Source organism: Streptomyces subrutilus (assembly GCF_008704535.1).
Taxonomy (GTDB): domain Bacteria; phylum Actinomycetota; class Actinomycetes; order Streptomycetales; family Streptomycetaceae; genus Streptomyces; species Streptomyces subrutilus.
In genome coordinates, this window is sequence record NZ_CP023701.1 from 1,854,812 (window position 1) to 1,878,172 (window position 23,361).

17 protein-coding genes, 1 tRNA gene and 1 pseudogene are annotated in these 23,361 nt (G+C 75.1%); 9 read left to right on the plus strand and 10 right to left on the minus strand.

The window, feature by feature from the left end; translation table 11 throughout:
• The first annotated feature begins 27 nt into the window (after positions 1-27).
• The 3 genes from CP968_RS07960 to CP968_RS07970 are packed head-to-tail and all read left to right on the plus strand — an operon-like array spanning position 28 to position 2,484.
• Entirely contained in the window at positions 28-825 is a 798-nt protein-coding gene (locus CP968_RS07960) for an ABC transporter ATP-binding protein (RefSeq protein ID WP_150517323.1), read from the plus strand.
• A complete protein-coding gene (locus CP968_RS07965) occupies positions 812-1,717 on the plus strand; it encodes an ABC transporter permease (RefSeq protein ID WP_150517324.1) in 906 nt (301 codons plus the stop codon). The genes CP968_RS07960 and CP968_RS07965 overlap by 14 nt, the downstream gene beginning before the upstream one ends.
• Before the next feature lie 5 nt (positions 1,718-1,722).
• The gene (locus CP968_RS07970; RefSeq protein ID WP_150517325.1) at positions 1,723-2,484 is read left to right on the plus strand and encodes a sirohydrochlorin chelatase; all 762 of its coding nucleotides are present in this window, start codon (positions 1,723-1,725) and stop codon (positions 2,482-2,484) included.
• 43 nt (positions 2,485-2,527) lie between these two features.
• On the opposite strand, the gene CP968_RS07975 is transcribed toward CP968_RS07970, so the two are convergent.
• The 3 genes and pseudogenes from CP968_RS07975 to mgt form a co-directional block, all read right to left on the minus strand.
• Entirely contained in the window at positions 2,528-3,529 is a 1,002-nt protein-coding gene (locus CP968_RS07975) for a ketopantoate reductase family protein (RefSeq protein ID WP_150517326.1), read from the minus strand.
• Between the two features lie 89 nt (positions 3,530-3,618).
• Positions 3,619-4,176, minus strand: a complete 558-nt coding sequence (locus CP968_RS07980) for a DUF1697 domain-containing protein (protein WP_150517327.1) — start codon at positions 4,174-4,176, stop codon at positions 3,619-3,621.
• Between the two features lie 9 nt (positions 4,177-4,185).
• A pseudogene (gene mgt / locus CP968_RS07985) lies at positions 4,186-5,435 on the minus strand (macrolide-inactivating glycosyltransferase).
• A 178-nt stretch (positions 5,436-5,613) separates the two neighbouring features.
• On the opposite strand from mgt, the gene CP968_RS07990 reads away from it, so the two are divergent.
• Positions 5,614-6,465: a phosphotransferase enzyme family protein gene (locus CP968_RS07990; protein ID WP_150517329.1), complete on the plus strand. Its 852-nt coding sequence runs from the start codon at positions 5,614-5,616 to the stop codon at positions 6,463-6,465.
• 70 nt (positions 6,466-6,535) lie between these two features.
• Here CP968_RS07990 and CP968_RS07995 read toward each other — a convergent pair whose 3' ends face one another.
• Both CP968_RS07995 and CP968_RS08000 read right to left on the minus strand, forming a co-directional pair.
• Positions 6,536-7,249: an exonuclease domain-containing protein gene (locus CP968_RS07995; RefSeq protein ID WP_150517330.1), complete on the minus strand. Its 714-nt coding sequence runs from the start codon at positions 7,247-7,249 to the stop codon at positions 6,536-6,538.
• 252 nt (positions 7,250-7,501) lie between these two features.
• On the minus strand, positions 7,502-8,782 hold the full coding sequence (locus tag CP968_RS08000; RefSeq protein ID WP_150517331.1) for an SAV2148 family HEPN domain-containing protein: 1,281 nt from the start codon (positions 8,780-8,782) through the stop codon (positions 7,502-7,504).
• A 274-nt stretch (positions 8,783-9,056) separates the two neighbouring features.
• On the opposite strand from CP968_RS08000, the gene glgX reads away from it, so the two are divergent.
• Positions 9,057-11,171, plus strand: a complete 2,115-nt coding sequence (gene glgX, locus CP968_RS08005; protein WP_150517332.1) for a glycogen debranching protein GlgX — start codon at positions 9,057-9,059, stop codon at positions 11,169-11,171.
• On the opposite strand, the gene CP968_RS08010 is transcribed toward glgX, so the two are convergent.
• Positions 11,156-12,463: an MFS transporter gene (locus tag CP968_RS08010; protein WP_150517333.1), complete on the minus strand. Its 1,308-nt coding sequence runs from the start codon at positions 12,461-12,463 to the stop codon at positions 11,156-11,158. The genes glgX and CP968_RS08010 overlap by 16 nt on opposite strands.
• Before the next feature lie 82 nt (positions 12,464-12,545).
• On the opposite strand from CP968_RS08010, the gene treY reads away from it, so the two are divergent.
• Together treY and CP968_RS08020 are read left to right on the plus strand one after the other, a co-directional pair.
• A complete protein-coding gene (gene treY / locus CP968_RS08015; protein ID WP_150517334.1) occupies positions 12,546-14,819 on the plus strand; it encodes a malto-oligosyltrehalose synthase in 2,274 nt (757 codons plus the stop codon).
• A 104-nt stretch (positions 14,820-14,923) separates the two neighbouring features.
• Complete coding sequence (locus tag CP968_RS08020) at positions 14,924-16,330, plus strand: murein peptide amidase A (protein WP_167536775.1); 1,407 nt, start codon at positions 14,924-14,926, stop codon at positions 16,328-16,330.
• Between the two features lie 40 nt (positions 16,331-16,370).
• Here CP968_RS08020 and CP968_RS08025 read toward each other — a convergent pair whose 3' ends face one another.
• Positions 16,371-16,934, minus strand: coding sequence for a DUF1707 and FHA domain-containing protein (locus CP968_RS08025; RefSeq protein ID WP_150517336.1), 564 nt, complete (start codon positions 16,932-16,934; stop codon positions 16,371-16,373).
• 110 nt (positions 16,935-17,044) lie between these two features.
• Between CP968_RS08025 and treZ the strand changes: the two genes are divergently transcribed.
• Positions 17,045-18,814 carry a malto-oligosyltrehalose trehalohydrolase gene (gene treZ, locus CP968_RS08030; protein ID WP_150517337.1) on the plus strand — a complete coding sequence of 590 codons (1,770 nt, stop codon included), beginning with the start codon at positions 17,045-17,047 and terminating at the stop codon, positions 18,812-18,814.
• A 34-nt stretch (positions 18,815-18,848) separates the two neighbouring features.
• On the opposite strand, the gene CP968_RS08035 is transcribed toward treZ, so the two are convergent.
• Positions 18,849-19,988, minus strand: a complete 1,140-nt coding sequence (locus CP968_RS08035) for a M24 family metallopeptidase (RefSeq protein WP_150517338.1) — start codon at positions 19,986-19,988, stop codon at positions 18,849-18,851.
• Positions 19,989-20,161: 173 nt separating this feature from the next.
• Between CP968_RS08035 and CP968_RS08040 the strand changes: the two genes are divergently transcribed.
• Positions 20,162-20,234, plus strand: a tRNA-His gene (locus CP968_RS08040).
• Between the two features lie 91 nt (positions 20,235-20,325).
• Here the strand turns inward: CP968_RS08040 and CP968_RS08045 are convergent.
• Positions 20,326-21,081 carry an alpha/beta fold hydrolase gene (locus CP968_RS08045; protein ID WP_150517339.1) on the minus strand — a complete coding sequence of 252 codons (756 nt, stop codon included), beginning with the start codon at positions 21,079-21,081 and terminating at the stop codon, positions 20,326-20,328.
• Between the two features lie 150 nt (positions 21,082-21,231).
• Positions 21,232-23,292, minus strand: coding sequence for a phosphocholine-specific phospholipase C (locus CP968_RS08050; protein ID WP_150517340.1), 2,061 nt, complete (start codon positions 23,290-23,292; stop codon positions 21,232-21,234).
• Positions 23,293-23,361: the final 69 nt, after the last annotated feature.

The following is a 23,361-nucleotide window of genomic DNA, read 5'->3' on the forward strand; positions in this document are numbered from 1 at the left end:
ACCCAGCCATCCCAGGAGGTGACGACCATGGCCACCACGCTTGCCAAGGCTGCCGAGGGCTCCGCCACGGAGCAGCACGACCACGCCGCCCGCATCGAGCACGTCTCGAAGTCCTTCTCCGGTCCGGCCGGATCGCAGCTCGTCCTGGACGACATCAGCCTCGATGTCGCCCCGGGAGAGTTCGTCACCATCCTGGGTGCCTCGGGGTGTGGCAAGTCCACCCTGCTGAACCTGGTGGCGGGCCTGGACAAGCCGTCGGCGGGGTCCATCGCGACCCCCGGCGGCCGTCCCGCGCTGATGTTCCAGGAACACGCCCTGTTCCCGTGGCTGACCGCGGGCAAGAACATCGAACTCGCCCTGCGGCTGCGCGGGGTGGCGAAGGCGGACCGCAGGCCGGAGGCGGAGCGGCTGCTGGAGCTGGTCCGGCTCGGCGGCGCGTACGGCAAGCGCGTGCACGAGCTGTCGGGCGGCATGCGCCAGCGCGTGGCGCTCGCCCGGGCGCTGGCCCAGGACAGCCAGCTGCTGCTGATGGACGAGCCGTTCGCGGCCCTCGACGCCATCACCCGCGACGTGCTGCACGGCGAGCTCACCCGCATCTGGGCCGAGACGAACCTGTCCGTCCTCTTCGTGACGCACAACGTGCGCGAGGCCGTCCGCCTCGCGCAGCGCGTGGTCCTGCTCTCCTCGCGGCCCGGCCGGGTCGCGAAGGAATGGACCGTGGGCATCCCGCAGCCGCGCCGCATCGAGGACGCGGACGTCGCGGAGCTGTCCCTTGAGATCACCGAACACCTGCGTGGGGAGATCCGCCGCCATGGCCAGCACTGACACCACCCCCCCGAAGGTCGCGGCCCCGGGCAAGGGCGACGACCTGGCCGGCCTGGAGGCGGGCCTCGACGCGCTGGACACCGTCGAGACCCACCGCACCCCGGTCCGCGAGGTCTTCGTCAAGAAGGTCCTCCCCCCGCTCCTCGCCGTCGGCCTGGTCCTCCTTGTCTGGCAGGTCCTCGTCGCGGCGAAGGTCACCGACGAGACCAAGCTCCCGGCCCCTTCCGCTGTGTGGGACAGCCTGTCCGACATGTGGATCAAGGGGACGCTGCTGGAGGTCATCTGGACCAGCGTCTCGCGCGGTCTGCTCGGCTTCCTGCTGGCCCTGGCCATCGGCACCCCGCTCGGCCTGCTCGTCGCCCGGGTGAAGTTCGTCCGCGCCGCCATCGGGCCGATCCTGCAGGGCCTGCAGTCCCTGCCGTCGGTCGCGTGGGTGCCGCCGGCCGTGCTGTGGTTCGGTCTCAACGACGCCATGATGTACACCGTGATCCTGCTCGGCGCGGTGCCGTCCATCGCCAACGGCCTGGTCTCGGGCATCGACCAGGTGCCGCCGCTGTTCCTGCGGGCCGGGCGCACGCTGGGCGCGACCGGGCTGCGCGGGGCCCGGCACATCGTGATGCCGGCCGCGCTCCCCGGCTACCTGGCCGGCCTCAAGCAGGGCTGGGCCTTCTCCTGGCGCTCGCTGATGGCCGCCGAGATCATCGCCTCCTCGCCCGACCTCGGCCTGGGGCTGGGCCAGCTGCTGGAGAACGGCCGCAACAACATCGACCTGCCCGGCGTGTTCCTCGCGATCCTGCTGATCCTGGTGGTCGGCATCGCCATCGACCTGCTGATCTTCAGCCCGGTCGAGCGGTGGGTGCTGCGCAGCCGCGGCCTGCTGGTGAAGAGCTGATTCCCGTGTCCGGCGCACCGGTCCTCCTGGTCATCGCCCACGGCAGCCGCGACCCGCGGCACGCGGCGACCGTGCACGCCCTGGCCCGGCGGGCGCGGGCGCTGCGGCCCGGGCTGCGGGTGGAGACGGCCTTCCTGGACTTCGACGCCCCGCGGGTCGAGCAGGCCCTGTCCGCCCTGTACGCCTCCGGGGTGCGGGAGGTCGTGGCGCTGCCGCTGCTGCTGACCCGGGCCTTCCACGCGAAGGCGGACGTCCCGGCGGTCCTGTCGGAGTCGGTGTCCCGCCTCCCGGGCCTGTCGGTGCGGATGGCCGAGGTCCTCGGCCCGTCCCCGCTGCTCGTCTCGGCCCTCGAACGCCGGCTCGCCGAAGCCGGCCTCGCCCCGGCGGACCGCGCCACCACCGCGGTGGTGCTCGCGTCCGCCGGATCCTCCGACCCGGAGGCGATCGCAGTGATCGCTGAAACCGCGCGGGAGTGGCGGCACACCGGTTGGTGCGCCGTGCGTCCTGCGTTCGCCTCCGCCGCACTGCCCCGTACCCAGGACGCCGTACGGGAGCTGCGCGCCGAGGGCCACCGCCGGGTGGTGGTGGCCCCGTACGTCATCGCCCCGGGCCGCCTCCCCGACCGCATCGCGGCCGGGGCCGCGGAGGCCGGCGCGGACCTGGTCGCGGGCGTCCTGGGCGCGGCCCCGGAACTGGCCCGCCTGCTGCTGCTGCGCTACGACGCGGCGACCGCCGCCCCGGCCCGCCTCCCGGCCCTGACGGCCTGACGGGCAGACCGGCCGCCGGGCCGCGGCGGGCGGTGCGGGCGCGCTACGCGCGGGCCGCGGCCTCGTCCGCGAGCGCGGTGAGGTCGGCGATCGCCATCGCGCCCGGCGGCAGGCCCTCGCGCGCGAAGATGTTGGCCGCGTGCCGCAGCACGTCGTTGACCGGGGTGGGCACCCCGTGCAGCCGGCCCAGCAGGCACACCTCCCCGTTGAGGTAGTCCGCCTCCACCGAGCCGGTCCCCCTGGCCAGGCTCTGCCACGACGATCCGCCCCGCACCCCGGCCGGCTGGTCCACCTTGCCGTCGCGGGCCACGGACTGCTCGGCGTCGGACGCGTACGGGATGCCGCCGGCCAGGAGGACCGCCTTCGCCTCGCGGACGGCCCGCAGCAGCAGCGCCGCCTTGGCCGGGTCGGGTTCGGGGCCGGTCGTCGCCTGGATCGCGTTGCCGAGGTTGCCCAGCAGCTTCGCGTACTTCCACCGCATCACGTCCTCGACCACCGGCGCGTCGAAGCCTGCCTTGGCTAGGTCGGCGGCGATCGTCCGGGCCGTGGCGTCCGCGCCGCCCGCGGCGCGTCCCAGGTGCAGGATGCCGGTGCGCGGTGCGCACAGCGCCGAGACCACGCCCGGCTCCAGGAAGGTGGAGGGCAGCCACACGCACACGCCGTACACCCGTGCGAAGCGGCGCAGGGCCAGTCGTTCGCTCTCCACGCCGTTCTGCGCGCAGAGCACCGGCAGCCGCTGGGCGGCCGTGCCCCCGCCCGCGACCTCCGCGTCGCCCCACGCGTCGAGGGCGGCGATGGCGTCCTGGGTCTTGACGGCGAGCAGCAGCACGTCGTCGGGCCGCAGTGCGCCGAGCCCGGCGGGTCCGTCGGCGACGGGCAGCCGGTGCACCCGGGTCCCGTCGGCCGTGGTGAGCCGCAGTCCGTCCGTCCGGAGGGCCTCCGCGTGGGCGCCGCGCGCGACGAGGACGACCTCGCTGCCCGCCTCCGCGAGCCGTCCGCCGATGGTGGCGCCTACCGCGCCCGCGCCGATGATGATGTAACGCATGCCCCGAGCCTGGCACACCGCCGCCCCCGCCGGGGCCGCGGGGCCGCGCGGACCGGAGTGCGGCCGGGGCGCGGTCGGGGCGCGGTCCGTCAGTCGCGGGTCAGTCCGGCCAGCTTCACGACGGTGTTCCAGTTGCGGGTGGTGACGTCGAGGCCCTTGACGACGGCGGGCCGCGCCAGGGCCTCGCCCAGCCGGGAACGGCCCAGCCCGTCCGGGGCGTAGAGGTAGACGACGCGGTCGCCGACCCGGTACTCCTCCGGGAGGTACGCGGCCGCGTCGAGGGCGGCGAAGCGCTCGGGGCCCGGCTGCGCGGAGAAGAAGGTGGCGTGGAGCTGCTTCCCCTCCAGTTCGGCGGCCGGGAAGGGGCAGGCCGCGACGACGGCGGCCAGGTGGGCGCCGCCCAGCACCAGGCACGGCACCCGGAAGCCGAAGTGCGCCTCGATGGCGGCCTCCAGCTCCCGGGCGAGCCCGGCCGGGTGCTGCCGGGCGCTGTCGAACACCGCGTTCCCGCTCTGCAGGTACGTCCGCACGTCCCCGTGGCCGAGCCCTTCCAGGACGGTGCGCAGCTCCGCCATGGGCACCTTCTTGTGCCCGCCGACGTTGATGCCGCGCAGCAGCGCCGCGTACGTCTTCCCGGTCGTCGTCATGGGCGCACCCTAGGCGGTCGGTGTGACGAGTTCCGCCTCGATGAGGTCGGCGGCCCGCGCCGTGCCGCCTTCGGCGGCCGTCTCGTCCCTGAGTGCGGCGGCGCGGGCGGCGACCTCGGGGTCGGCGAGCAGTCCGAGCACCGCGGCGCGCAGGGTCGCGGCGTCGGCCCGGTCCATGGGGACGTGCCGGGCCACGCCGAGGGAGGCCAGGACGTCGGCGTTGCCGAACTGGTCCACGGCCTGCGGGACGGCGACCATCGGGGTGGCGGTGGCGAGCCCCTCCTGGCAACCGCCGGCGCCCGCGTGGGTGATGAAGGCGTCGGCCCGGCGCAGGATGTCCAGCTGGGGGACCCAGCGGTGGACCTCGACGTTGGCGGGGAGCTCGCCCAGGTCGGCCAGGTCGGTGAACTTTCCGATCTGCAGCACGACGTGCCAGTCGGGCAGGTCGCCGAAGGCCTCGGCGCAGGCCCGGTAGAAGGCGGGCTGCTTGGTGAAGGAGGACCCGAGCGAGACCAGCAGGAGCTTCTTGCCCTCGGCCCGCGCCGGGCGCGGCCAGGTGCCCTGGGTGGCGGCGCGGTCGCCCTGGCAGGCGCCGACGAAGGTGTAGGCGGACGGGTCGACCCGGTCGGCGTTCGGCTGGAGCGCGCGCGGGATGAGCACGATGCTGCGGCGCGGGCGGCCCTGGAAGCGGTCCACGTCGCCGGGGTACCCGTGTGCGGCGAGCCACGCGGCGAACCTGGCGTAGTAGGCCCGTCCGCGCTCGGAGGCCTTCAGCTCGGCGAACAGGGGCTCGGCCACCTCTTCCTCGTACCCCTCCCACGCGACGATGTTCGGGGAGAGCGAGACGGCGGGGACGCCCCAGCGGTGGGCCAGCACGGGCGCCGGGTAGCTGGTGATGTCGTGCAGGACGAGGTCCGGCTCGTCGCCCTCGAAGGCCGCGGCGAGCTGCGGGAGCGCCTGCACGGCGTCGGCGAGGAAGGGCTCGATGTTGTCGATGAGTTCGGTGCCCCAGGCCTCGGGATCGTCGTCGGTGGGCAGCGTGGACGTCCAGAGGACGGGGGTGGCCCCGGTCTCCGCGACCTTCTCGGCGAAGGAGGCGGGGACGGCGTAGCTGACGCGGTGGCCCCGGGCGACGAGTTCCCGGATCACTTCGATGCTCGGGTTCACGTGCCCGTGGGCGGCGATGGAGAACATGGCGATGTGGGCGGGCTCGGCTGAGGTCATGGTCCGACCCTAACGAGACGATACGTCTCGTGCAACCAGTATGCCTGCGGCCGACCCCTGGGGCCGTGCCCCGCGCCACCGGCCGGGGGCGGCGGCGTCGAGGCGGCGGACACCGGGATGCGAGACTTGGCGGATTCACGACGGTGCGGCGCGGCCGTGCCCTCCCGGCCGGGTCCGGCCCGAGGGGCACGGCCCGGGAACGAGACGGACGGCATGGACGAGGCGCAGGCCAGGGACGTACTGACGGCGGCGGGTCTGACGGAGCCGCCCACCCTCCTGGCGTTCGGCGAGAACGCCGTCTTCGGCGTCGGCGACCTGGTGGTCAAGGTGGGCCGGGAGGCGGCGCTGCTGGAGCGCGCCGAGCGGGAGCTCGCGGTGGCGCGGTGGTTCGCCGCGTCGGGGGTGCCCGCCGTGCGCTCCGCCGAACCCGCGCCCCGGCTGGTGGACGGGCATCCGCTGACGCTGTGGCACCGGCTGCCGGAGGCCGTCCGTCCCCCGGCGCCCGCGGACCTGGCCGCCCTGCTGCGGGCCGTCCACGCCCTGCCCGCACCGCCCTTCGCCCTGCCCGCACGGGACCTGCTGGGCGGGGTCGAGCGCTGGCTGCGGCTGGCCGGGGACGCCGTCGACCCGGCGGACGCGGCGTACCTGCGGGACCGGCGCGACGCGTACGCGGGCGAGGTCGCCGCCCTGACCCCGCGTCTGGCCCCCGGCACGATCCACGGGGACGCCCTGCCCCGCAACGTGCACGTGGGCCCGGACGGGCCGGTCCTGGTCGACCTGGAGACCGTCTCGGCGGACCTGCGCGAACACGACCTGGTGGTGATGGCCCTCTCCCGCGACCGGTACGGGCTGCCCGCCGGCGCGTACGAGGAGTTCGTCTCGGCGTACGGGTGGGACGTCCGCGCGTGGGAGGGCTGCGCCGTGCTGCGCGGGGCCCGCGAGACGGCCAGCTGCGCGTGGGTGTCGCAGCACGCCGGCACCAACCCCGCGGCCCTGGCCGAGTTCCGCCGCCGGGTGGCCTCGCTGCGCGACGGCGACCGCGAAGCGCGCTGGCACGCCTTCTAGTCGGCCGGTGCGCGCGGCGCCGGGCCGGGCGCGGGCGCGCCGGGACGGGCGGCCCGGCAGAAGCGGCGGCTCACCGGCTCCGCGGGATGAGCGGCCAGGACGGTTCGACGACGGCCGCCGGGTCCGCGGTGCGGCGCAGGTAGGCCTGGAGCGAGACCGACTGCTCGGCCGCCGCGCGCACTTGGAGGTCGTGCAGGTCGGCCAGCGGCATCCGGCCGACGGGCCGGTGCGTCTCGCCCAGGCGGCGCACCACCCGGGCCGCGGCCACGGCGTCCGCCCGCGCGTCGTGCGCGTCGTCGAGGGAGACGCCGTAGTGGGCGCAGAGCGCGTACAGGGCCCGCCTGCCCTTGCGGTACTTGTCGACGTGCTTGTCGATGACCAGCGGGTCGATGACGGGCGACGGCGCCTCGCCCAGCCGCTCGCTGACCGACGCGACCGCGTACCGCCGGCACTCCCGGTCCAGCAGCGACAGGTCGTACCGGGCGTTCATCACCACCAGCGGCGTGCCGCTCCGCAGGCCCTCGGCCACGGCCGCGGCGATCTCCTCGACCGCCGCGGCGGCGGGGCGACCGTGCGCGCGGGCGTGCTCCGTCGAGATGCCGTGGATGGCCGAGGCCTGCTCCGGTATCGCCACTCCGGGGTCGAGCAGCCAGGTCCGTTCGGCCGCGACGGCCCCGTCCGGATCGAGCCGCACGACCGCGGCCGTGACGATGCGGTCCGTCTCGACGTCGGTGCCCGTGGTCTCCAGGTCGAAGGCCAGCAGGGGTCCGCGCATCCAGCTCATCGCCCCGCCCCCGCTCCGCCGGCCCCGGCCCGCCGCTCGGTCCGCGACTCCCGCGGCTCCGTGCCGGTCGTCCCCCGGTCCCGCCCGATCAGCACACCGCCGTGCCGCTCCTCCATGCCGCGCCCCTCCCCCGTACACCTTCGGTCAACGGCTTTCAGCCTGACACGGGGCACTGACAGGCCGGCCGCCGGGTCGGCCGGGGACGGTCGGCGGGCGGTCGGCGGGCCCGCCCGGGAGCCGCCCCACCCGCCGTCAGGACACGGGCCGGGAGTCCTCCCAGACCGATTCGAACTCCTCGCGGTAGGTCGTGAAGAGCCCGTGCTCGGCGTCCTTCGGTGCCGTGCGCCCGCCGCCCCCGCGCAGGACCAGGACCGGCGCCTCCATGCCGCGGGCCCGCCGCAGGTACGACTGGACGACCGCGATGCCCGAGCTCTCGCCCTCCACCAGGTAGGCGGTGAAGCGCGGGGTCTCGTCGAAGACGTGGATCTCGAAGCGGGAGGGGTCGCGCAGGCCCGCCCGGACCCGGCGCACGTGCAGGATGTTCATCTCGACGGAGCGGCTCAGCTCGCCCTTGCGCAGCCCCAGCTCCCGTTCGCGCCGTTTGACGGCGCTGCTCGCCGGGTTCAGGAAGAGCAGCCGCACCCGGCAGCCGGCCTCGGTGAGGCGCACGAGCCGCCGGCCGGAGAAGTTCTGGACCAGCAGGTTCAGACCTATGCCGATGGCGTCCAGCCGCCGGGCGCCCCCGAAGAGGTCCTCGGCCGGCAGCTGCCGCTGGAGGCGCACCCGGTCGGAGTGGACCGAGATCACGTCCGCGTACCGGTCCCCCACCAGGTCCTCGACGGCGTCGATCGGCAGCCGGTCCGCCGCGGGGCTGCCCGCGCCGCCGCCCAGCACCTCCAGCAGCCGCGCCGAGGCCCGTTCCGCCTGTTCCAGGACGGCGCGCGACAGCGCCCGGTTGCGGGAGACCACGTTGCGGGTGACCTCCAGCTCGTCCAGGGCCAGCTCGATCTCGCGCCGGTCGTCGAAGTACGGCTCGAAGCAGGGCCAGTGCTGGACCATCAGCTCCCGCAGCTGGGGCAGGGTCAGGAAGCTCAGCACGTTGTCGTCGGCCGGGTCCAGCAGGTAGCCCTTGCGCCGGCTGACCTCGCGGACGGCGACGGCCCGCTGCACCCACTCCTGGCCCGCGGGCCCGGCGGCCGCGACCACCCAGTCGTCCCCGCCGTGCACCGGTTCGTAGATCGGCCGCAGGACCGCGCCGACCACCGACCGCAGCCGCTGTTCGATGAGGTTCAGCCAGATGTACGCGCGGCCGGCCCGCTGGGCCCGCGTACGGACCTCGCTCCAGGCCTCCGCGCCCCAGTCCAGCTCGGCTCCGGCCCGCGCCTCGCCGGCCTCCGCCGCTCCGCCCGCCAGGGAGACCGCTCCGGCCGCCGCGCCCGCCGGCGCACCGCCGGGGGCACTGCCTGAGGCGTCCGCCGGGCCACCCTCGTGACCGCTGTCACCAGGGGGCAGCTCCAGACCTCCCGAGCTCACCCGTGCACCGCCTTCTGCGTCTGGACGCCCGTCCGAAGTGATCACGGAAGGGTACTCCGCGCGCGCGGCCCGATGCAGCCCGATGGCCCGTACACCGGCCGTCCGTTGACCCATTATCCGATGCGCACACAGTCCGCTGACCCGGCTATCAGCTCTGCGGGTCACCCGGTCGGAGCAACCCAAGTCCACGCGTGACGACGCTCTTTCGGGGAAGATCTGGCAGTGACGTGGTCCAGACGGATCAGCCGGAGCAGAATGGGAAGAGTCGTTATCTATGCAGGTCTGGCCTGGACAGACGTATCCGCTCGGTGCCACTTACGACGGCGCCGGCACCAACTTCGCGGTCTACTCGGAGGTCGCCCGGCGCATTGAGCTGTGCCTGCTCCACGACGACGGGTCGGAGACGGCCGTGGAGCTGCGCGAGACGGACGCCTTCGTCCGCCACGCCTACCTGCCGGGCATCATGCCCGGTCAGCGCTACGGCTTCCGCGTGCACGGCCCCTACGAGCCCGAGCGGGGGCTGCGCTGCAACGCGGCCAAGCTGCTGCTCGACCCGTACGCCCGGGCCATCGCCGGCCGGGTGGACTGGGGCGAGGAGGTGTACGGCTACCACTTCGGCCGGCCGGACTCGCGCAACGACCTGGACTCGGCGCCGCACACCATGAGCTCGGTGGTGGTGAACCCGTACTTCGACTGGGCCAACGACCGGCCCCCGCGCCACGAGTACCACCACACCGTCCTGTACGAGGCCCACGTCAAGGGCCTGACCATGCACCACCCGGACCTCCCCGAGGAGCTGCGTGGCACCTACGGGGCGCTCGCGCACCCCGCGGTCATCGGGCACCTCACCAAGCTGGGCGTGACGGCGCTGGAGCTGATGCCCGTACACCAGTTCGTCAACGACCACCGGCTGGCCAACGACGGGCTGAGCAACTACTGGGGCTACAACACCATCGGCTTCTTCGCCCCGCACAACGCGTACGCCTCGGGCGACCGCGGCCAGCAGGTGCTGGAGTTCAAGTCGGCCGTGCGGGCCCTGCACGAGGCGGGGATCGAGGTCATCCTCGACGTGGTCTACAACCACACCGCCGAGGGCAACCACCTGGGGCCGACGCTGTCCTTCCGGGGCCTGGACAACGCCTCGTACTACCGGCTGGGGGACGATCCGCGCCATTACACGGACACCACCGGTACCGGGAACTCGCTGCTCATGCGCTCCCCGCACGTGCTCCAGCTGATCATGGACTCGCTGCGCTACTGGGTCACCGAGATGCACGTGGACGGCTTCCGCTTCGACCTGGCGGCCACGCTGGCCCGGCAGTTCCACGAGGTGGACCGGCTGTCGTCGTTCTTCGACCTGGTGCAGCAGGACCCGGTGGTCAGCCAGGTGAAGCTGATCGCCGAGCCCTGGGACCTGGGCGAGGGCGGCTACCAGGTGGGGAACTTCCCGCCGCTGTGGACGGAGTGGAACGGCAAGTACCGGGACACGGTGCGGGACCTGTGGCGCGGCCAGCCGCGCACGCTGGCCGAGTTCGCGGGGCGGCTGACCGGCTCCTCCGACCTCTACCAGGACGACGGGCGGCGCCCGCTGGCGTCGATCAACTTCACCACCTGCCACGACGGCTTCACCCTGAACGACCTCGTGTCGTACGACGAGAAGCACAACGAGGCCAACCGCGAGGGCAACCGGGACGGGGAGACCCACAACCGGTCCTGGAACTGCGGCGTGGAGGGACCGACCGAGGACCCCGAGGTGCTGGAGCTGCGCGAGCGCCAGATGCGCAACTTCGTGGCCACCCTGATGCTGTCGCAGGGCGTGCCGATGCTCAGCCACGGCGACGAGTTCGCCCGCACGCAGGGCGGCAACAACAACGCCTACTGCCAGGACAACGAACTGGCGTGGGTGAAGTGGCCGGAGCCGGGGAAGCCGGCGCCCGCGCTGCTGGAGTTCACCCGGCGGATGGTGTGGCTGCGGCGCGACCACCCGGTCTTCCGGCGGCGCCGGTTCTTCCACGGCCGACCGGTGGAGGGCACCCACGACGAGCTCTCCGACATCGCCTGGTTCACCCCGCACGGCGAGGAGATGCGGGCCCGCGACTGGCAGGCGCAGCACGCGAAGGCGCTCACGGTGTTCCTGAACGGGGAGGCCATCTCGGAGCCGGGGACCCGTGGCGAGCGGATCACCGACGATTCGTTCCTGCTGATGTTCAACGCGGGGGCCGAACCACAGGAGTTCACCGTCCCGGCGGGCCACGGCGCGCAGTGGCGCCTGATCGTGGACACGGCCCGGCCGGAGGTGCTGCCACCCGATACCGGGCCGCGGTTCGCGGCCGGGGACCGGGTGGCGCTGACGGGCCGGTGCCTGGTGGTGCTTCAGCGGCCGGCGTAGGCGGCGGACTCCCCGAAGGACTCACCCGCCGAGGTCCCGGCGGTCTTCCCCGGCGGCCGGTCGGCCGCCGGGGCGGGGCCCGGCGCGCCGGGCCGCGCGGACGGCACCCGGGTCACGAGGGCCAGGGTCAGGGCCAGGCCGGCCGCGCCGACGGCCACGGCGAAGGCCGCCGCGGGCCCGTGGGACTCGGCGAGCCGGCCGGCGAGCGGGAGCGCGAGGGCCTGTCCGGCGACCAGCGAGCTGGCGGCGAAGGCCGTGGCCTCGCCGAGCCGGGCCGGCTCCACCACCCGCTCGGTGAGGGCGAACGCGGTGATCAGGTGCGGGGCGTAGGCGGCCCCCAGGACCGTGACGACGAGGTAGAGGGGCCACAGGCCCGCCGTGAAGAGCAGCGGCACGGAGAGCGCCAGGGCGGCGCCGGTCGCCGCGCGCCAGCGCAGCCGCAGGCCGACGCGGTCCGGCAGCGCGCCGAGGCAGATGCCGACGGCGGCGCTGGCCACGCCCATGGCGGCGTACACGACGGCGGCCTGGTCGGGGACGCCCAGTGCGAGGGTGAGCGCGGCGATCCCGGCCTGGCAGGCACCGAACATGGCGCCTTGGAGGGCGAGGGAGCCTCTGACGGCATGGACCACGCGCGGCTGCCGGGCCCGGGGCGCCCCGCCGCGGGGCCGCGCGGGCGGTCGCGCGGTGACGGCGGCGGTGGGGTGCAGCGCGAACGCGGCGCCGAAACCCGCGACGAGGACGGCGGCGCCGCCGAGGGCGACCGCCGGGTGGGCGACGATCGAGGCGAGGCCGACGAGGGCGGGCCCGAGGACGAAGGAGGTCTCGTCCAGGGTGCCTTCGAGCGAGTGCACGGCGCCCACGACGCTCTCCCCGGATCCGGCGCGGTGCGCCAGCGCGACGGAGCGGGTCCGGGCGAGCGGCCCGATCAGCGGCATGGACGCGCCGGTCACGGCGCCGAGGGCGGCGAGCGGGGCGGTGGCGAGGTGGCCGAGGGCTCCGGCGACCAGGGCGGCGGTCGCGACGGCGTTCACGGCGGCGGCCGCGAGGACGACCACCCGTTGTCCGTGCCGGTCGGCGAGGCGGCCCAGGACGGGGCCGCAGCACACCTGCCCGCAGGAGAGCGCGCCGCCGACGAGGGCGGCGGTGGCGATCGAGCCGCTGGTCCGGGCGACCAGCAGGACGCTGCCGAACTGGGACATCGCGACGGGCAGTCGGGCGAAGAACGAGACGAACGGGAGGAGGGGCCCGGTCAGGGCGATGACCTTGCGATAGGTGTTGACGGTTCCAACCACCCGGCCAACGCTAACCTGGTGCAGTCACCCGGATGCATGGGGTGATGGCACGGAATCCGGCAGGCTGGGTACGTACGTTCTCATGAGCCAGCAGACGTCACGCCCCCGGTCGGAACCTGCCGTTCCGATTCCTGCCACGCCCGCGTCGACCTACCGTCTCCAGCTGCGTCCCTCCTTCCCCTTCGCGGCCGCCGAGGCCGCCGTACCGCACCTCGCCTCCCTCGGCGTCTCGCACCTGCACCTGTCGCCGGTGCTGGAGGCCGTCCCGGGCTCGACCCACGGGTACGACGTCACCGACCACTCCCGGGTACGGGCCGAGCTGGGCGGCGAGGACGGCCTGCGGGCCCTGGCCGCGACCGCCCGCGCGCACGGCCTCGGCCTGGTCCTCGACATCGTCCCGAACCACATGGCGGTACCGGCGCCGCTGCGGCTGAACCGGCCGCTGTGGGAGGTGCTGCGCGACGGCCCGGACTCCCCGTACGCCCGCTGGTTCGACATCGACTGGGCGGCCGGCGGCGGGCAGGTGCTGCTGCCGGTGCTGCCCGGCCCGGCCGGGTCCTGCGAGCTCCGGGCCGACGGGGACGTGCTGCGCCACGGGGAGCAGGAGTTCCCGCTGCGCCCCGGCACCGAGGGGCTGGAGCTGCCGGAGCTGCTGGCCGCGCAGTTCTACCGGCCGGCCTGGTGGCGGGAGGCCCGCACGGCGCTCAACTACCGTCGGTTCTTCACCATCGCGGAGCTGATCGGGGTCCGGGTGGAGGATCCCGAGGTGTTCGCGGCCACCCACGCGAAGGTGCTGGAGCTGGTCCGGGACGGGGTCGTCGGGGGGCTGCGGATCGACCACGTCGACGGGCTGGCCGACCCCGGGCAGTACCTGCGGCGGCTGCGCGGGGCCGTGGGGCCGGACTGCTGGGTGGTGGTGGAGAAGATCCTCGCGCCGCGGGAGCAGCTGCCGTCCGGGTGGCCCGTCGCCGGGACCACCGGGTACGACGCGCTGCACCGGCTGGACGGGGTGTTCACCGATCCCGCCGGCACCGCCGAACTGGTCCGCGCGTACACCGACTCCACCGGGAGCGCCCCCTGGGAGGAGACGGCCGGGGCGTGCGCGCGCGAGGTGCTGACCGGCGACCTGGCGGCCGAGCTGGCCACCCTCGAACGGATGGCCGGGGCCGAACTCCGGGCGGCCGTAAGGGAATTGCTGATCGCCTACCCGGTCTACCGGCCCTACCCCGAGCATCCCGAGCCCGACCCGGGAGCGGTGGAGCGGGCCGCCCGGGCCGCCGGGCCGGACCCGGTGGCCCGGGTGCGGCGGCTGCTGCTCCACGATCCGGCCTTCGCCGCCCGCTTCGCCCAGACCTCGGCGGCCCTGCGCGCCAAGTCCCTGGAGGACCGGGCCTTCTACCGGTACGCCCCGCTGCTGTCCGCCACCGAGGTGGGCGGCGAGCCGGGAGCCCCGGCGGTGTCCCCGGCGCGGTTCCACGCGTACTGCGCCGACCTGGCCAGGCGGTGGCCCGGCTCCGGGACCGTGCTGTCCACGCACGACACCAAGCGCAGCGCGGACGTCCGGGCCCGGATCGCGGTGCTCTCGCAGGCCCCGGAGCTGATGGGCGCGCCCGAGGGCCCCGACCCGCAGCTGGCCTGGGTGGCGCGGCAGGGCGCGCTGGGTCTGGGCGACGCCCCCGAGGCGCGGGAGCGGCTGGCCGAGGCCCTGCTCAAGGGGGTCCGCGAAGCCGCCCTGCACACCAGCTGGACGGAGCCGGACGAGGCGTACGAGGCGGCCGTCGCGGACTACGCCCGCCCGGCCGGTGCGCTCCCGCCCGCGTTCGCCGAGGCGGCCCGGGCCAACCTGCTGGGCTCGGCGCTGCTGCACCTGGCGATGCCGGGGGTGCCGGAGGTCTACCAGGGCGCCGAGACCGAGTACCGGGCCCTGGTCGACCCCGACAACCGGCGGCCGGCCCGCTTCCCCCGCGCGGCCCTGGCCCGGCTGGACGCGGGGGCCGCGCCGCAGGACCCCGCCGAGGAGAAGCTCGCCCTGACGGCCGCGGTCCTGCGGCTGCGCCGCTCCCGCCCCGGGCTGTTCGCCGGGTACGCGCCGCTGGCGGCCCGGGGCCCGGCGGCCGACCACTGCCTGGCCTTCGCCCGCTCGCCGGGCCTGATCGCGGTGGCCACCCGCCTCTCCCTGAGGCTGGCCGCGGCCGGGGGCTGGCGCGACACCGTGCTGCCCCTGCCCCCGGGCCGGTGGGTCCCGGTGCCGCTGCCGGCGCAGGAGCCGCCCCGCGCCGCCTCGTACGCGGGCAAGGCCCCCCTGGCCGACCTCCTGTCCTCCCGGCCGGTGTCCCTGCTGATCCACCAGGAGTGACGCGGCCGGGCCGTCGGCCCCGCGGGGTCCAAGTCCGGTGCTCCGGGGAGCAGTAGGGGGCGCGCGCGGCGGGCATGGCACACCTTGTGAACCTCCTCTGCGACATGCGTTACCCCACGCCGCGCGAACTGGCCCTGGCCGCCCGCGCGCTGGCGGACGAACACCCCGGCCATGTCCGGCTCCGGCAGGCCGGGACCTCCCGGGCGGGGCAGCCCCTGTGGCTCCTGTCCGTCGCCCCGGTCGGCGCACCGGACGGCAGGCCGTACGACGGCCCGGTCGGGGCCGCGGCCCCGGGAGCGGCCGGGCAGGCGGCCCGGACGCCGGTGGGCGGCGCGGGCGGTGGGGCGGCCGGCGGCTCCGGCTCCGCCCGGCGGACCGGGCGGAACGTGCTCGTCGTCGCCGGTGCGCACGCCAACGAGCCGGTCGGCGGGGCCACCGTGCTCGCCCTCGCGCGCGGCCTGCTGCGCGATCCCGGCCCGCGCGCGGGCTGCGGCTGGCACTTCCTGCTCTGCGCGGACCCCGACGGCGCGGAGCTCCACCGCACGCCCCGCCCGCGCTCGCTCCTCGACTACCACCGCAACTTCTTCCGGCCCCCCGGTCCCGAACAGCCCGAGTGGGCCCCGTCCTTACTGCCCCCGGACCGGCTGCCGCCCGAGACCGTGGCCCTGACCGCCCTGATCGACGAGCTCCGCCCCGTCCTCCAGGTCTCCCTGCACGCCACCGATCTGGGCGGCTCCTGGGTGCAGCTCACGCGGGACGTCCCCGGTCTCGCCGAGCCCTTCGCCAAATCGGCTGCCGAGCTGCGCATCCCGGTGGAGAACGGCGCCTCGGACGCGGCCGGCTGGCCCTCCCCGGGGCCCGGGATCTTCGTGATCCCGGAGCCGGGCCGCGGGGCCGCGGGGGTGTTCCCGCCGGAGGACACCCGGCTCAGCACCTGGTACCACGCGCACCGGTACGCGGGGACGACCGCCATCGTCGAGGTCCCCATGTGGGCCTCCGACCTGGTGGACGATCCGGCCCCGCACCCCGACCCGCGCGGCGCGCTGCGGATGCTCGCCGCACGGCTGACGCACGACGCGGAGCTCGTGGCGCGGGCCCGCGCCGCGCTCCGGCCCGGGCCGCTGCCGTCCGGGGACGGGGACGGGGACGGGGAGGCGGACGCGGACGCGGCGCCGCTGCTGCGCGCGGTGGACTGGACCCTCGCCCTGATCCCGCGGATAGCCGCCGAATGGACCGGCGCCGACGCCCCCACCGAGGCCACGGCCGCCTACGTGGCCAGCATCGACGCGTTCGGGCGGCGGCTGTCCCTGCGGGCCGCCGCGATGCTGCTGCGGGTGCTGCGCCCGGTCGGCGATCCGGCCGCGCCGGGGCTGGACCGCCTGGTCACGGGGTGGTGCGAGGAGTTCGCGGCGCGGTTCCAGGCCCGCTGGGTCCCGGTGGCCACGCAGGTCGAGCACCAGTCCCGCACCGTCCTGGCCACGTACGAACGGCTCCCCGCGGACCCGCCCTAGGGCGGGCTCGTCCCCGGCGCCGGGCCGCGGCGACGAGCCGTCAGGACGAGGAGAGCCGGAAGGTCATCGTGCCGAAGCCGATCTGGTCCCCGTCCCGGACCACCGCCGAGCCCGTGACGCGGCGTCCGTTGACGGTGGTGCCGTTGGTGGAGCCGAGGTCCTTCACCACCCACACCCCGTCCCGATGGCCGAGCTCCGCGTGCGCCCGGGAGACCGTCTCGTGCGTGAGGCGCAGGCCGCTGCCCGGGTCGCGGCCGACCCTCAGGACCCCGGCGCTCGGGTGCGGGAGCAGCAGCCTGGGCAGCTTCTCGGCGGCCCAGGCCCGCCGGACCCCGACGCTCACCGCGGAGACCCGCCCCACCCAGCCGAAGAGCCGACGGGTCCACGGGCCTTCCGCCGCGCTCCGGTGCCGGAGGTCGGCCGTGAGGACGGCGAGGTCCTCGGAGCGGCGGGCGACCAGGGCGAGTTCCATCCGGCGCAGGAAGGTGTCGTGGGACAGCTTGCCGAGGGCCGCGCCCTCCCTGAGCTGGCCCAGCGCCACGTCGCGCTCGGCGTCGGAGAGTCGCGGCGCGGGATAGGCGGGGAACTCGAAACTCGACGTCACAGGGTGATTGTCGGCCCGTCGGGGCCGGAGTGTCCAGAACTCCCCCGCCGATCCCGGAATGATGGGCAGGATACGCATGCTGGACACCGCCGGAGACGAGGGGACCGTCCGTGCAGTTCGAGGTGTGGGCACCGCTGACAGGTCATGTCGCCATGCGACTGGACGACGCGACGTACGACATGGCACCCGATCCGAACCGGGACGGCTGGTGGCTCGCCGAGGCCCCCGCCTCCGACGGCAGCCGGTACGGGTTCCTGCTCGACGACGACCCCGTGCCCCGGCCCGACCCGCGCGGCCGCCGGCTGCCGGACGGGCCCGACGGGCTCTCCGCGGTGGTCGACTTCGAGGCCCTCGGCGCGCCCGGCGCCTCCGAGTCGCCCCCGGGGCGGGCGGCGCCGCGCGTCCCGCTGCAGGACGCCGTCCTGTACGAGCTGCACGTCGGCACCTTCACCGCCGAGGGCACCTTCGACGCGGCCGCCGCACGGCTGGGCCACCTGACCGCCCTCGGCGTCACGCACGTGGAGCTGATGCCGGTGTGCTCCTTCCCCGGGCGGCACGGCTGGGGGTACGACGGGGTCGCGCCGTGGTCGGTGCACGAGCCGTACGGCGGTCCGGCCGGCCTGGCCCGGTTCACGGCCGCCGCGCACGCGGCCGGGCTGGGCGTGGTGCTGGACGTGGTCCACAACCACCTCGGCCCCTCCGGCAACCACCTGCCCGCCTTCGGCCCGTACTTCACGGACGCGCACCACACGCCGTGGGGCGCGGCGGTGAACCTGGACGCGCCCGGTTCCGACGAGGTGCGCGCCTACCTGCTCGGCAGCGCGCTGGCCTGGTTCCGCGACTACGGGATCGACGGGCTGCGGCTCGACGCGGTGCACGCGCTGGCCGACGGGCGGGCCCTGACCTTCCTGGAGGAGCTGGCCGCGGCGGTGGACGGGCTGGCCGCGGAGAGCGGGCGGCCGCTGTTCCTGATCGCCGAGTCGGACCGGTGCGACCCGCGCACGACCCTGCCGCGCGCCGAGGGCGGGACGGGGCTGCACGCCCAGTGGAACGACGACTTCCACCACGCCCTGCACTGCGCGCTCACCGGCGAGTCGCAGGCGTACTACGGCGACTTCGCGCGGGCCCCGCTGGCCGCCCTCGCCAAGACCATGACCCGCGCCTTCTTCCACGACGGCACCTGGTCCTCCTTCCGGGGCCGGCACCACGGCCGCCCGGTGGACCGGCGCCGCACGCCCGCCCACCGGTTCCTCGGCTACGCCCAGACCCACGACCAGGTCGGCAACCGGGCCCTCGGCGACCGGCTCTCCGCGTCGCTGTCCCCCGGGCTGCAGGCGTGCGCGGCGGCGGTGACGCTGACCGGACCGTTCGTGCCGATGCTGTTCATGGGCGAGGAGTGGGGGGCCGGCACCGCCTGGCAGTACTTCACCGACCATCCCGATCCGGAGCTGGCGGAGGCGGTGCGCACGGGCCGCCGCCGGGAGTTCGCCGCGCACGGCTGGAAGGCGGAGGAGATCCCCGACCCGCAGGACCCGGCCACCCGCGACCGCTCGTGCCTGGACTGGACGGAGCCCGGCCGCGGCCCGCACGCCCGGCTGCTGGCCTGGTACCGCACCCTGGTCGCGCTCCGCCGCACCCACCCCGACCTGCGCGATCCCGACCTGGCGGCGGTCCGGGTCGCCCACGACGAGGAGCGGCGGTGGCTGACCTTCCGCCGGGGTGACGTCCGGGTGGCCGTGAACCTCTCCCCCGAGCCGGTGACGATCGCCCTGGGGCGCAACGGGGTGCGGGTGCTGGCCGCGTGGGAGCCGGTCGAGCACCCGGGCGCGGACGGGCGGGTGCACGTACCGGGAGAGTCGGCGGTGGTGCTGGGGCCGTGACGCCCGGCCGCTCCCCCGGCACGGGGGCCGCGGGCTACTCGACGACGGCCAGCTCGCGCGGGGCGTTGTTGAGGCGGCGCCCGCCGTCCGCGGTGACGGTCACGATGTCCTCGATGCGGACCCCGAACCGGCCCGGCAGGTAGATCCCCGGCTCCACCGAGAAGCACATGCCGGGCACGAGCGGCCGCTCCTCGCCCTCGACCATGTACGGCGGCTCGTGGGTGGTGACGCCGATGCCGTGGCCGGTGCGGTGGATGAACCGGTCGCCGTAGCCGAACTCGGTGATCACCGCGCGGGCCGCCCGGTCCACGTCCTGGCAGGCCGCGCCCGGCCGGACCGCCGCGAAGCCGGCCTGCTGGGCCTCGCGGACCACGTCGTGCACGCGCTGCTCCTCGGCGGTCGGCCCGCCGACGTGGACGGTGCGGGAGATGTCGGAGCCGTAGCCGTACCGCAGGCCGCCGAAGTCGAGGACGACCATGTCGCCGGGGCGGATGACCCGGTCGCCGGCCTCGTGGTGCGGGTTGGCGCCGTTGGGGCCGGAGCCGACGACGGTGAAGTCGACCTGGGAGTGGCCGTGGGCGCGCAGCAGGGCGGCCAGGTCGGCGGCGACGTCGGTCTCCCGGCGGTTCGCGAAGGGCAGGTGCAGGATCTGCGCGTAGGCGGCGTCGGCGGCGGCGCCCGCGGCCGTGAGGCGCTCCAGCTCACGGTCGTCCTTGACCGCGCGCAGCATGGGCAGGGAGTCGGTGAGGGACACGTAGGAGGTGGCCGGTGCCTCCCGCTGGAGTCCGAGGAGGTGCAGGGCCCAGGTGTTGTCGCTCACACCGAAGCGGCCGGCGGGTCCCATCAGCGGGGCGGCGGCCGCGTACGGGCTCTTCCCGTCGGCCCAGTCGCGCAGGGTCAGCGCGGCGGCGCCGGGGGCCCGCTCCGCGTCGGGGGCCTCCAGGGCGGGCACCACGAGCACGGGATCGCGCCCGGCGGCCAGCACGAGCACGGTCAGCCGCTCGGTCTCGGCGGTGGGACGGTAGCCGGTGAGGTGGGCGAGGTCGGGTCCGGGGGCGATCAGCAGGCCGGCCAGGCCCGCGTCGGCGGCGGCCCCGGCGGCGGCGGCCATGCGGGCGGCGTAGTCCTCGGCGGTGAAGGGGGCGGGTTCGGCGTGCGTCGGGTCGGAGGTCATGCGGTGATCCTCCCGCGCCGGCGGGTCGGGCGCAGCGGCCGCGCCGCATCCGGTGCCGGGCGGTGCGGGGCCCGGCGGGGGCGGTGCCGGGCGGAATGCGGCCGCGCGGGAGCGCCCCCTCGATCGGCTATGCTGTGCGTGCACGTCGAACGGGTGGTCCGCCACCCTTCGTGGTGGGTGTAGCTCAGTTGGTAGAGCACCTGGTTGTGGTCCAGGTGGCCGCGGGTTCAAGTCCCGTCACTCACCCTGATGACCCCGTGGGGTACGAGGTTCTCCTCGTACCCCACGGGGTTTTTCGCTTGCCCGCCGGGCCGGCCGCGCGTCCGGCGCCGTGCCCCTACGCCGCGAGGAACGCCTCGGTCTCGGTCGTGAAGGCCACCGGGGCCTCGTGGGGCGGGTAGTGGCCCGAGCCGGGCAGGACCACGACCCGGCAGTCGGGGTACCAGGCCTGCCAGGTGTCCCGTATCAGCTCGGCGGTGAGCGCCAGGTCGTACGCGCCGACCAGGGCGAGCACCGGGACCGTGTTGCCCTTCACGGCGGAGGACAGGTCCAGGGTCCGCCAGCTCTCCAGGTACGCGGCGAAGGCCTCGGGGCGGGAGATGGCGAGGGAGTGGGCGACCATCCGCTCCAGCCAGTGCCGGCCCACCCGGTGCCCGGTCACCAGGTCGATGATGGCGCGGCGCTTGTCGGGGTCCCGGGCGGCGCCGTGGAAGAGGGCGTGGGTCGCCTCGTCCATCACGTACGGCGCGGCCGGGACCGGGGCGATCCCGACGAGCTTCTCGATGCGCTCGGGCACCCGGACCAGGACCTGCTGGGCCGCCTTGCCGCCCATGGAGTGGCCGAGGAGGGAGAAGGTGTCCCAGCCGAGCTGGTCGGCGAGGGCGACGACGTCGTCGGCGATCTCGGGGAGGGTGTGGTCGCCGGGCACGTCGCGGCGTTCGCCGTAGCCCCGGTAGTCGAGGAAGGCGTACGAGAACCGCTCCGGGTCGAGGTGGTCCAGCACGGAGCCCCAGTTGGCGCAGGTGCCGAACCAGTCGTGCAGCACGATGACGCGGACGGGGCCGGTACCGATCCTGCGGTGGGCGATGGCCATGCGTTCTCCCTCGGTGACGGGGTCGGCGGGAACCGACGCCGTACGTTCTGCCCACCCGGCCCCCCGTCACACCGCCGGCCCGGCGCCGGGGCGGCGCAGGGGCGGCGTGGGTGTGACGGGAGGGCCCGCCCGGGGCGCCCGGCGGCCGGCTCAGACGGTCTTGATCGCCGGGTCGGAGACGCCCGGCGCGCCCGTCTCCACGTGTCCGGCGAAGCGGCGCAGGAAGGTGGCGTCGGCGGCCGAGACCACCTTGACGTCGTACCAGCGGCCGGTGGTGCGCAGGTCCACGGTGTGCGGGACCGTCGCCCCGGGGTTGACCCGGAAGGTCTGGGCCGCGCCGCCGTAGGCGTTGACCACCGTGAGGTCGACCGCGGTGGCACCCGCGTTGGCGAGGGTGAGCGCCAGGTTGCCGGTGGCGTCCACGTGGCGGGCCGTGACCTCGGGGCCGGCCTTCTTCGCCGGGCCCTTCCAGGTGCGCAGGAAGCCGTTGGGCCCCCACACCGTGAGGTTGACCTGGTTGCCGGTGGAGCTGCTGGTGCTCCAGGTGTCGGCGAGGGTCTTGCCCGCTTCGACGGTGTACGGCCAGGGGCCGTCCGTGCGGTTGCCCGAGGTGCTGTGGAAGTGGGCGCCGAGGGCGGGGCCGCTCGCGAAGGTCAGGGTGAACTGGCCGCTGGAGACGGTGGCCCTGCCGTCCACGTACGGGCGGTAGCCGAGGGCGCGGGTCGGCTTGGAGCCGGCCTCCTGCCGGGGGAGGGCGGCGGTGGCCGGCGGGGTCGGGTGGTAGGAGGGGTGGCGGCCCTTGTCCGGCGGGAGGTACCCGGCCGTGGAGGGCAGCGCGGCGGGCGCGGCATCGGCCCGGGTGAAGTCGAACGCCGAGGTCAGGTCGCCGCAGACGGCCCTGCGCCACGGCGAGATGTTGGGCTCCTTCACACCGAAGCGCTGCTCCATGAAGCGGATCACCGAGGTGTGGTCGAAGGTCTCGGAGCAGACGTAGCCGCCCTTGCTCCACGGCGAGACCACGATCATCGGGACGCGCGGGCCGAGCCCGTAGGGCCCCGCCGCGTAGCCGCCGCCCCCGGCGTACAGCTCGCCCTTGACGTCCGCGGTCGACAGGCCCCATGCGGCGGAGGCGGGCGGGTACGGCGGGACGACGTGGTCGAAGAAGCCGTCGTTCTCGTCGTAGGTGAGGAACAGGGCGGTCTTCGCCCACACCCCCGGGTTCGAGGTCAGGGCGTCCAGGACCTGCGAGATGTACCAGGCGCCGAAGTTCGTCGGCCAGTTGGCGTGCTCGCTGAATGCCTCGGGGGCGGTGATCCAGGAGACCGCGGGCAGGGTGCCGGCCCGTACGTCCGCGCGCAGCCGGTCGAAGTAGCCGTCGCCCGCCTTGACGTCGGTGCCGGTGCGGGCCTTCTCGTAGAGGGGGCTGCCGGGCTGGGCGGTGCGGTAGCTGGTGAAGTACAGCAGCGAGTTGTCGCCGTAGTTGCCGCGGAAGGCGTCGTTGATCCAGCCCCAGGAGCCGGCCGCGCTCAGGCCGTCGCCGACGTCCTGGTAGATCTTCCACGGGACGCCGGCCGCCTCCAGCCGCTCGGGGTACGTCTTCCAGCCGTAGCCGGCCTCCTGGTTGCCCAGGACCGGGCCGCCGCCGGTGCCGTCGTTGCCGGTGTGACCGCTCCACAGGTAGTAGCGGTTGGGGTCGGTGGCGCCGATGAACGAGCAGTGGTAGGCGTCGCACACGGTGAAGGCGTCGGCGAGGGCGTAGTGGAACGGGATGTCGTTCCGGGTCATGTAGGACATGGTCGTGGCGGTCTTCGCCGGGATCCACTTGTCGTACTTGCCGTTGTTGTAGGCCTGGTGGCCGCCGGCCCAGTCGTGGTTGAGGCCCTCCAGGAACTGCATGCCGAGGTCCGCGACCTGCGGGTGGAAGGGCAGTACGTCCTTGGTCCCGTCGGACTGCTGGAAGACCGTCTTGCCGTTGTCCTGGAGGACGGGACGGGGGTCGCCGAAGCCCCGGACGCCCTTCATCGCGCCGAAGTAGTGGTCGAAGGAGCGGTTCTCCTGCATCAGCACGACGATGTGCTCGATGTCCTGGATCGTGCCCGTGCCGCCCTGCGCCGGAATGGCGGCGGCCCGCGCGATGCTCTCGTTCAGCATCGCGACGGCGGCGGTGCCGCCGGCGATCTGGAGGAACCTGCGGCGGTTGAGTTCTGCCATGGCGTGACGACCTCTGGGGTGAGGGGGGAGTCGAGGGGCGCCCCAAGGACAGCGGCCCCGGGGTACCGG

What these genes read in the sequence shown, in the direction of transcription:
- CP968_RS07980 (WP_150517327.1), bottom strand. Translation starts at nt 4,176, where the DNA reads ATGACGACGACCGGGAAGACGTACGCGGCGCTGCTGCGCGGCATCAAC.
- CP968_RS07965 (WP_150517324.1), top strand. Translation starts at nt 812, where the DNA reads ATGGCCAGCACTGACACCACCCCCCCGAAGGTCGCGGCCCCGGGCAAG.
- CP968_RS08050 (WP_150517340.1), bottom strand. Translation starts at nt 23,292, where the DNA reads ATGGCAGAACTCAACCGCCGCAGGTTCCTCCAGATCGCCGGCGGCACC.
- treY (WP_150517334.1), top strand. Translation starts at nt 12,546, where the DNA reads ATGAGCCAGCAGACGTCACGCCCCCGGTCGGAACCTGCCGTTCCGATT.
- CP968_RS07975 (WP_150517326.1), bottom strand. Translation starts at nt 3,529, where the DNA reads ATGCGTTACATCATCATCGGCGCGGGCGCGGTAGGCGCCACCATCGGC.
- CP968_RS08045 (WP_150517339.1), bottom strand. Translation starts at nt 21,081, where the DNA reads ATGGCCATCGCCCACCGCAGGATCGGTACCGGCCCCGTCCGCGTCATC.
- CP968_RS07960 (WP_150517323.1), top strand. Translation starts at nt 28, where the DNA reads ATGGCCACCACGCTTGCCAAGGCTGCCGAGGGCTCCGCCACGGAGCAG.
- CP968_RS08020 (WP_167536775.1), top strand. Translation starts at nt 14,924, where the DNA reads ATGCGTTACCCCACGCCGCGCGAACTGGCCCTGGCCGCCCGCGCGCTG.
- CP968_RS07990 (WP_150517329.1), top strand. Translation starts at nt 5,614, where the DNA reads ATGGACGAGGCGCAGGCCAGGGACGTACTGACGGCGGCGGGTCTGACG.
- CP968_RS08035 (WP_150517338.1), bottom strand. Translation starts at nt 19,988, where the DNA reads ATGACCTCCGACCCGACGCACGCCGAACCCGCCCCCTTCACCGCCGAG.
- CP968_RS07995 (WP_150517330.1), bottom strand. Translation starts at nt 7,249, where the DNA reads ATGAGCTGGATGCGCGGACCCCTGCTGGCCTTCGACCTGGAGACCACG.
- glgX (WP_150517332.1), top strand. Translation starts at nt 9,057, where the DNA reads ATGCAGGTCTGGCCTGGACAGACGTATCCGCTCGGTGCCACTTACGAC.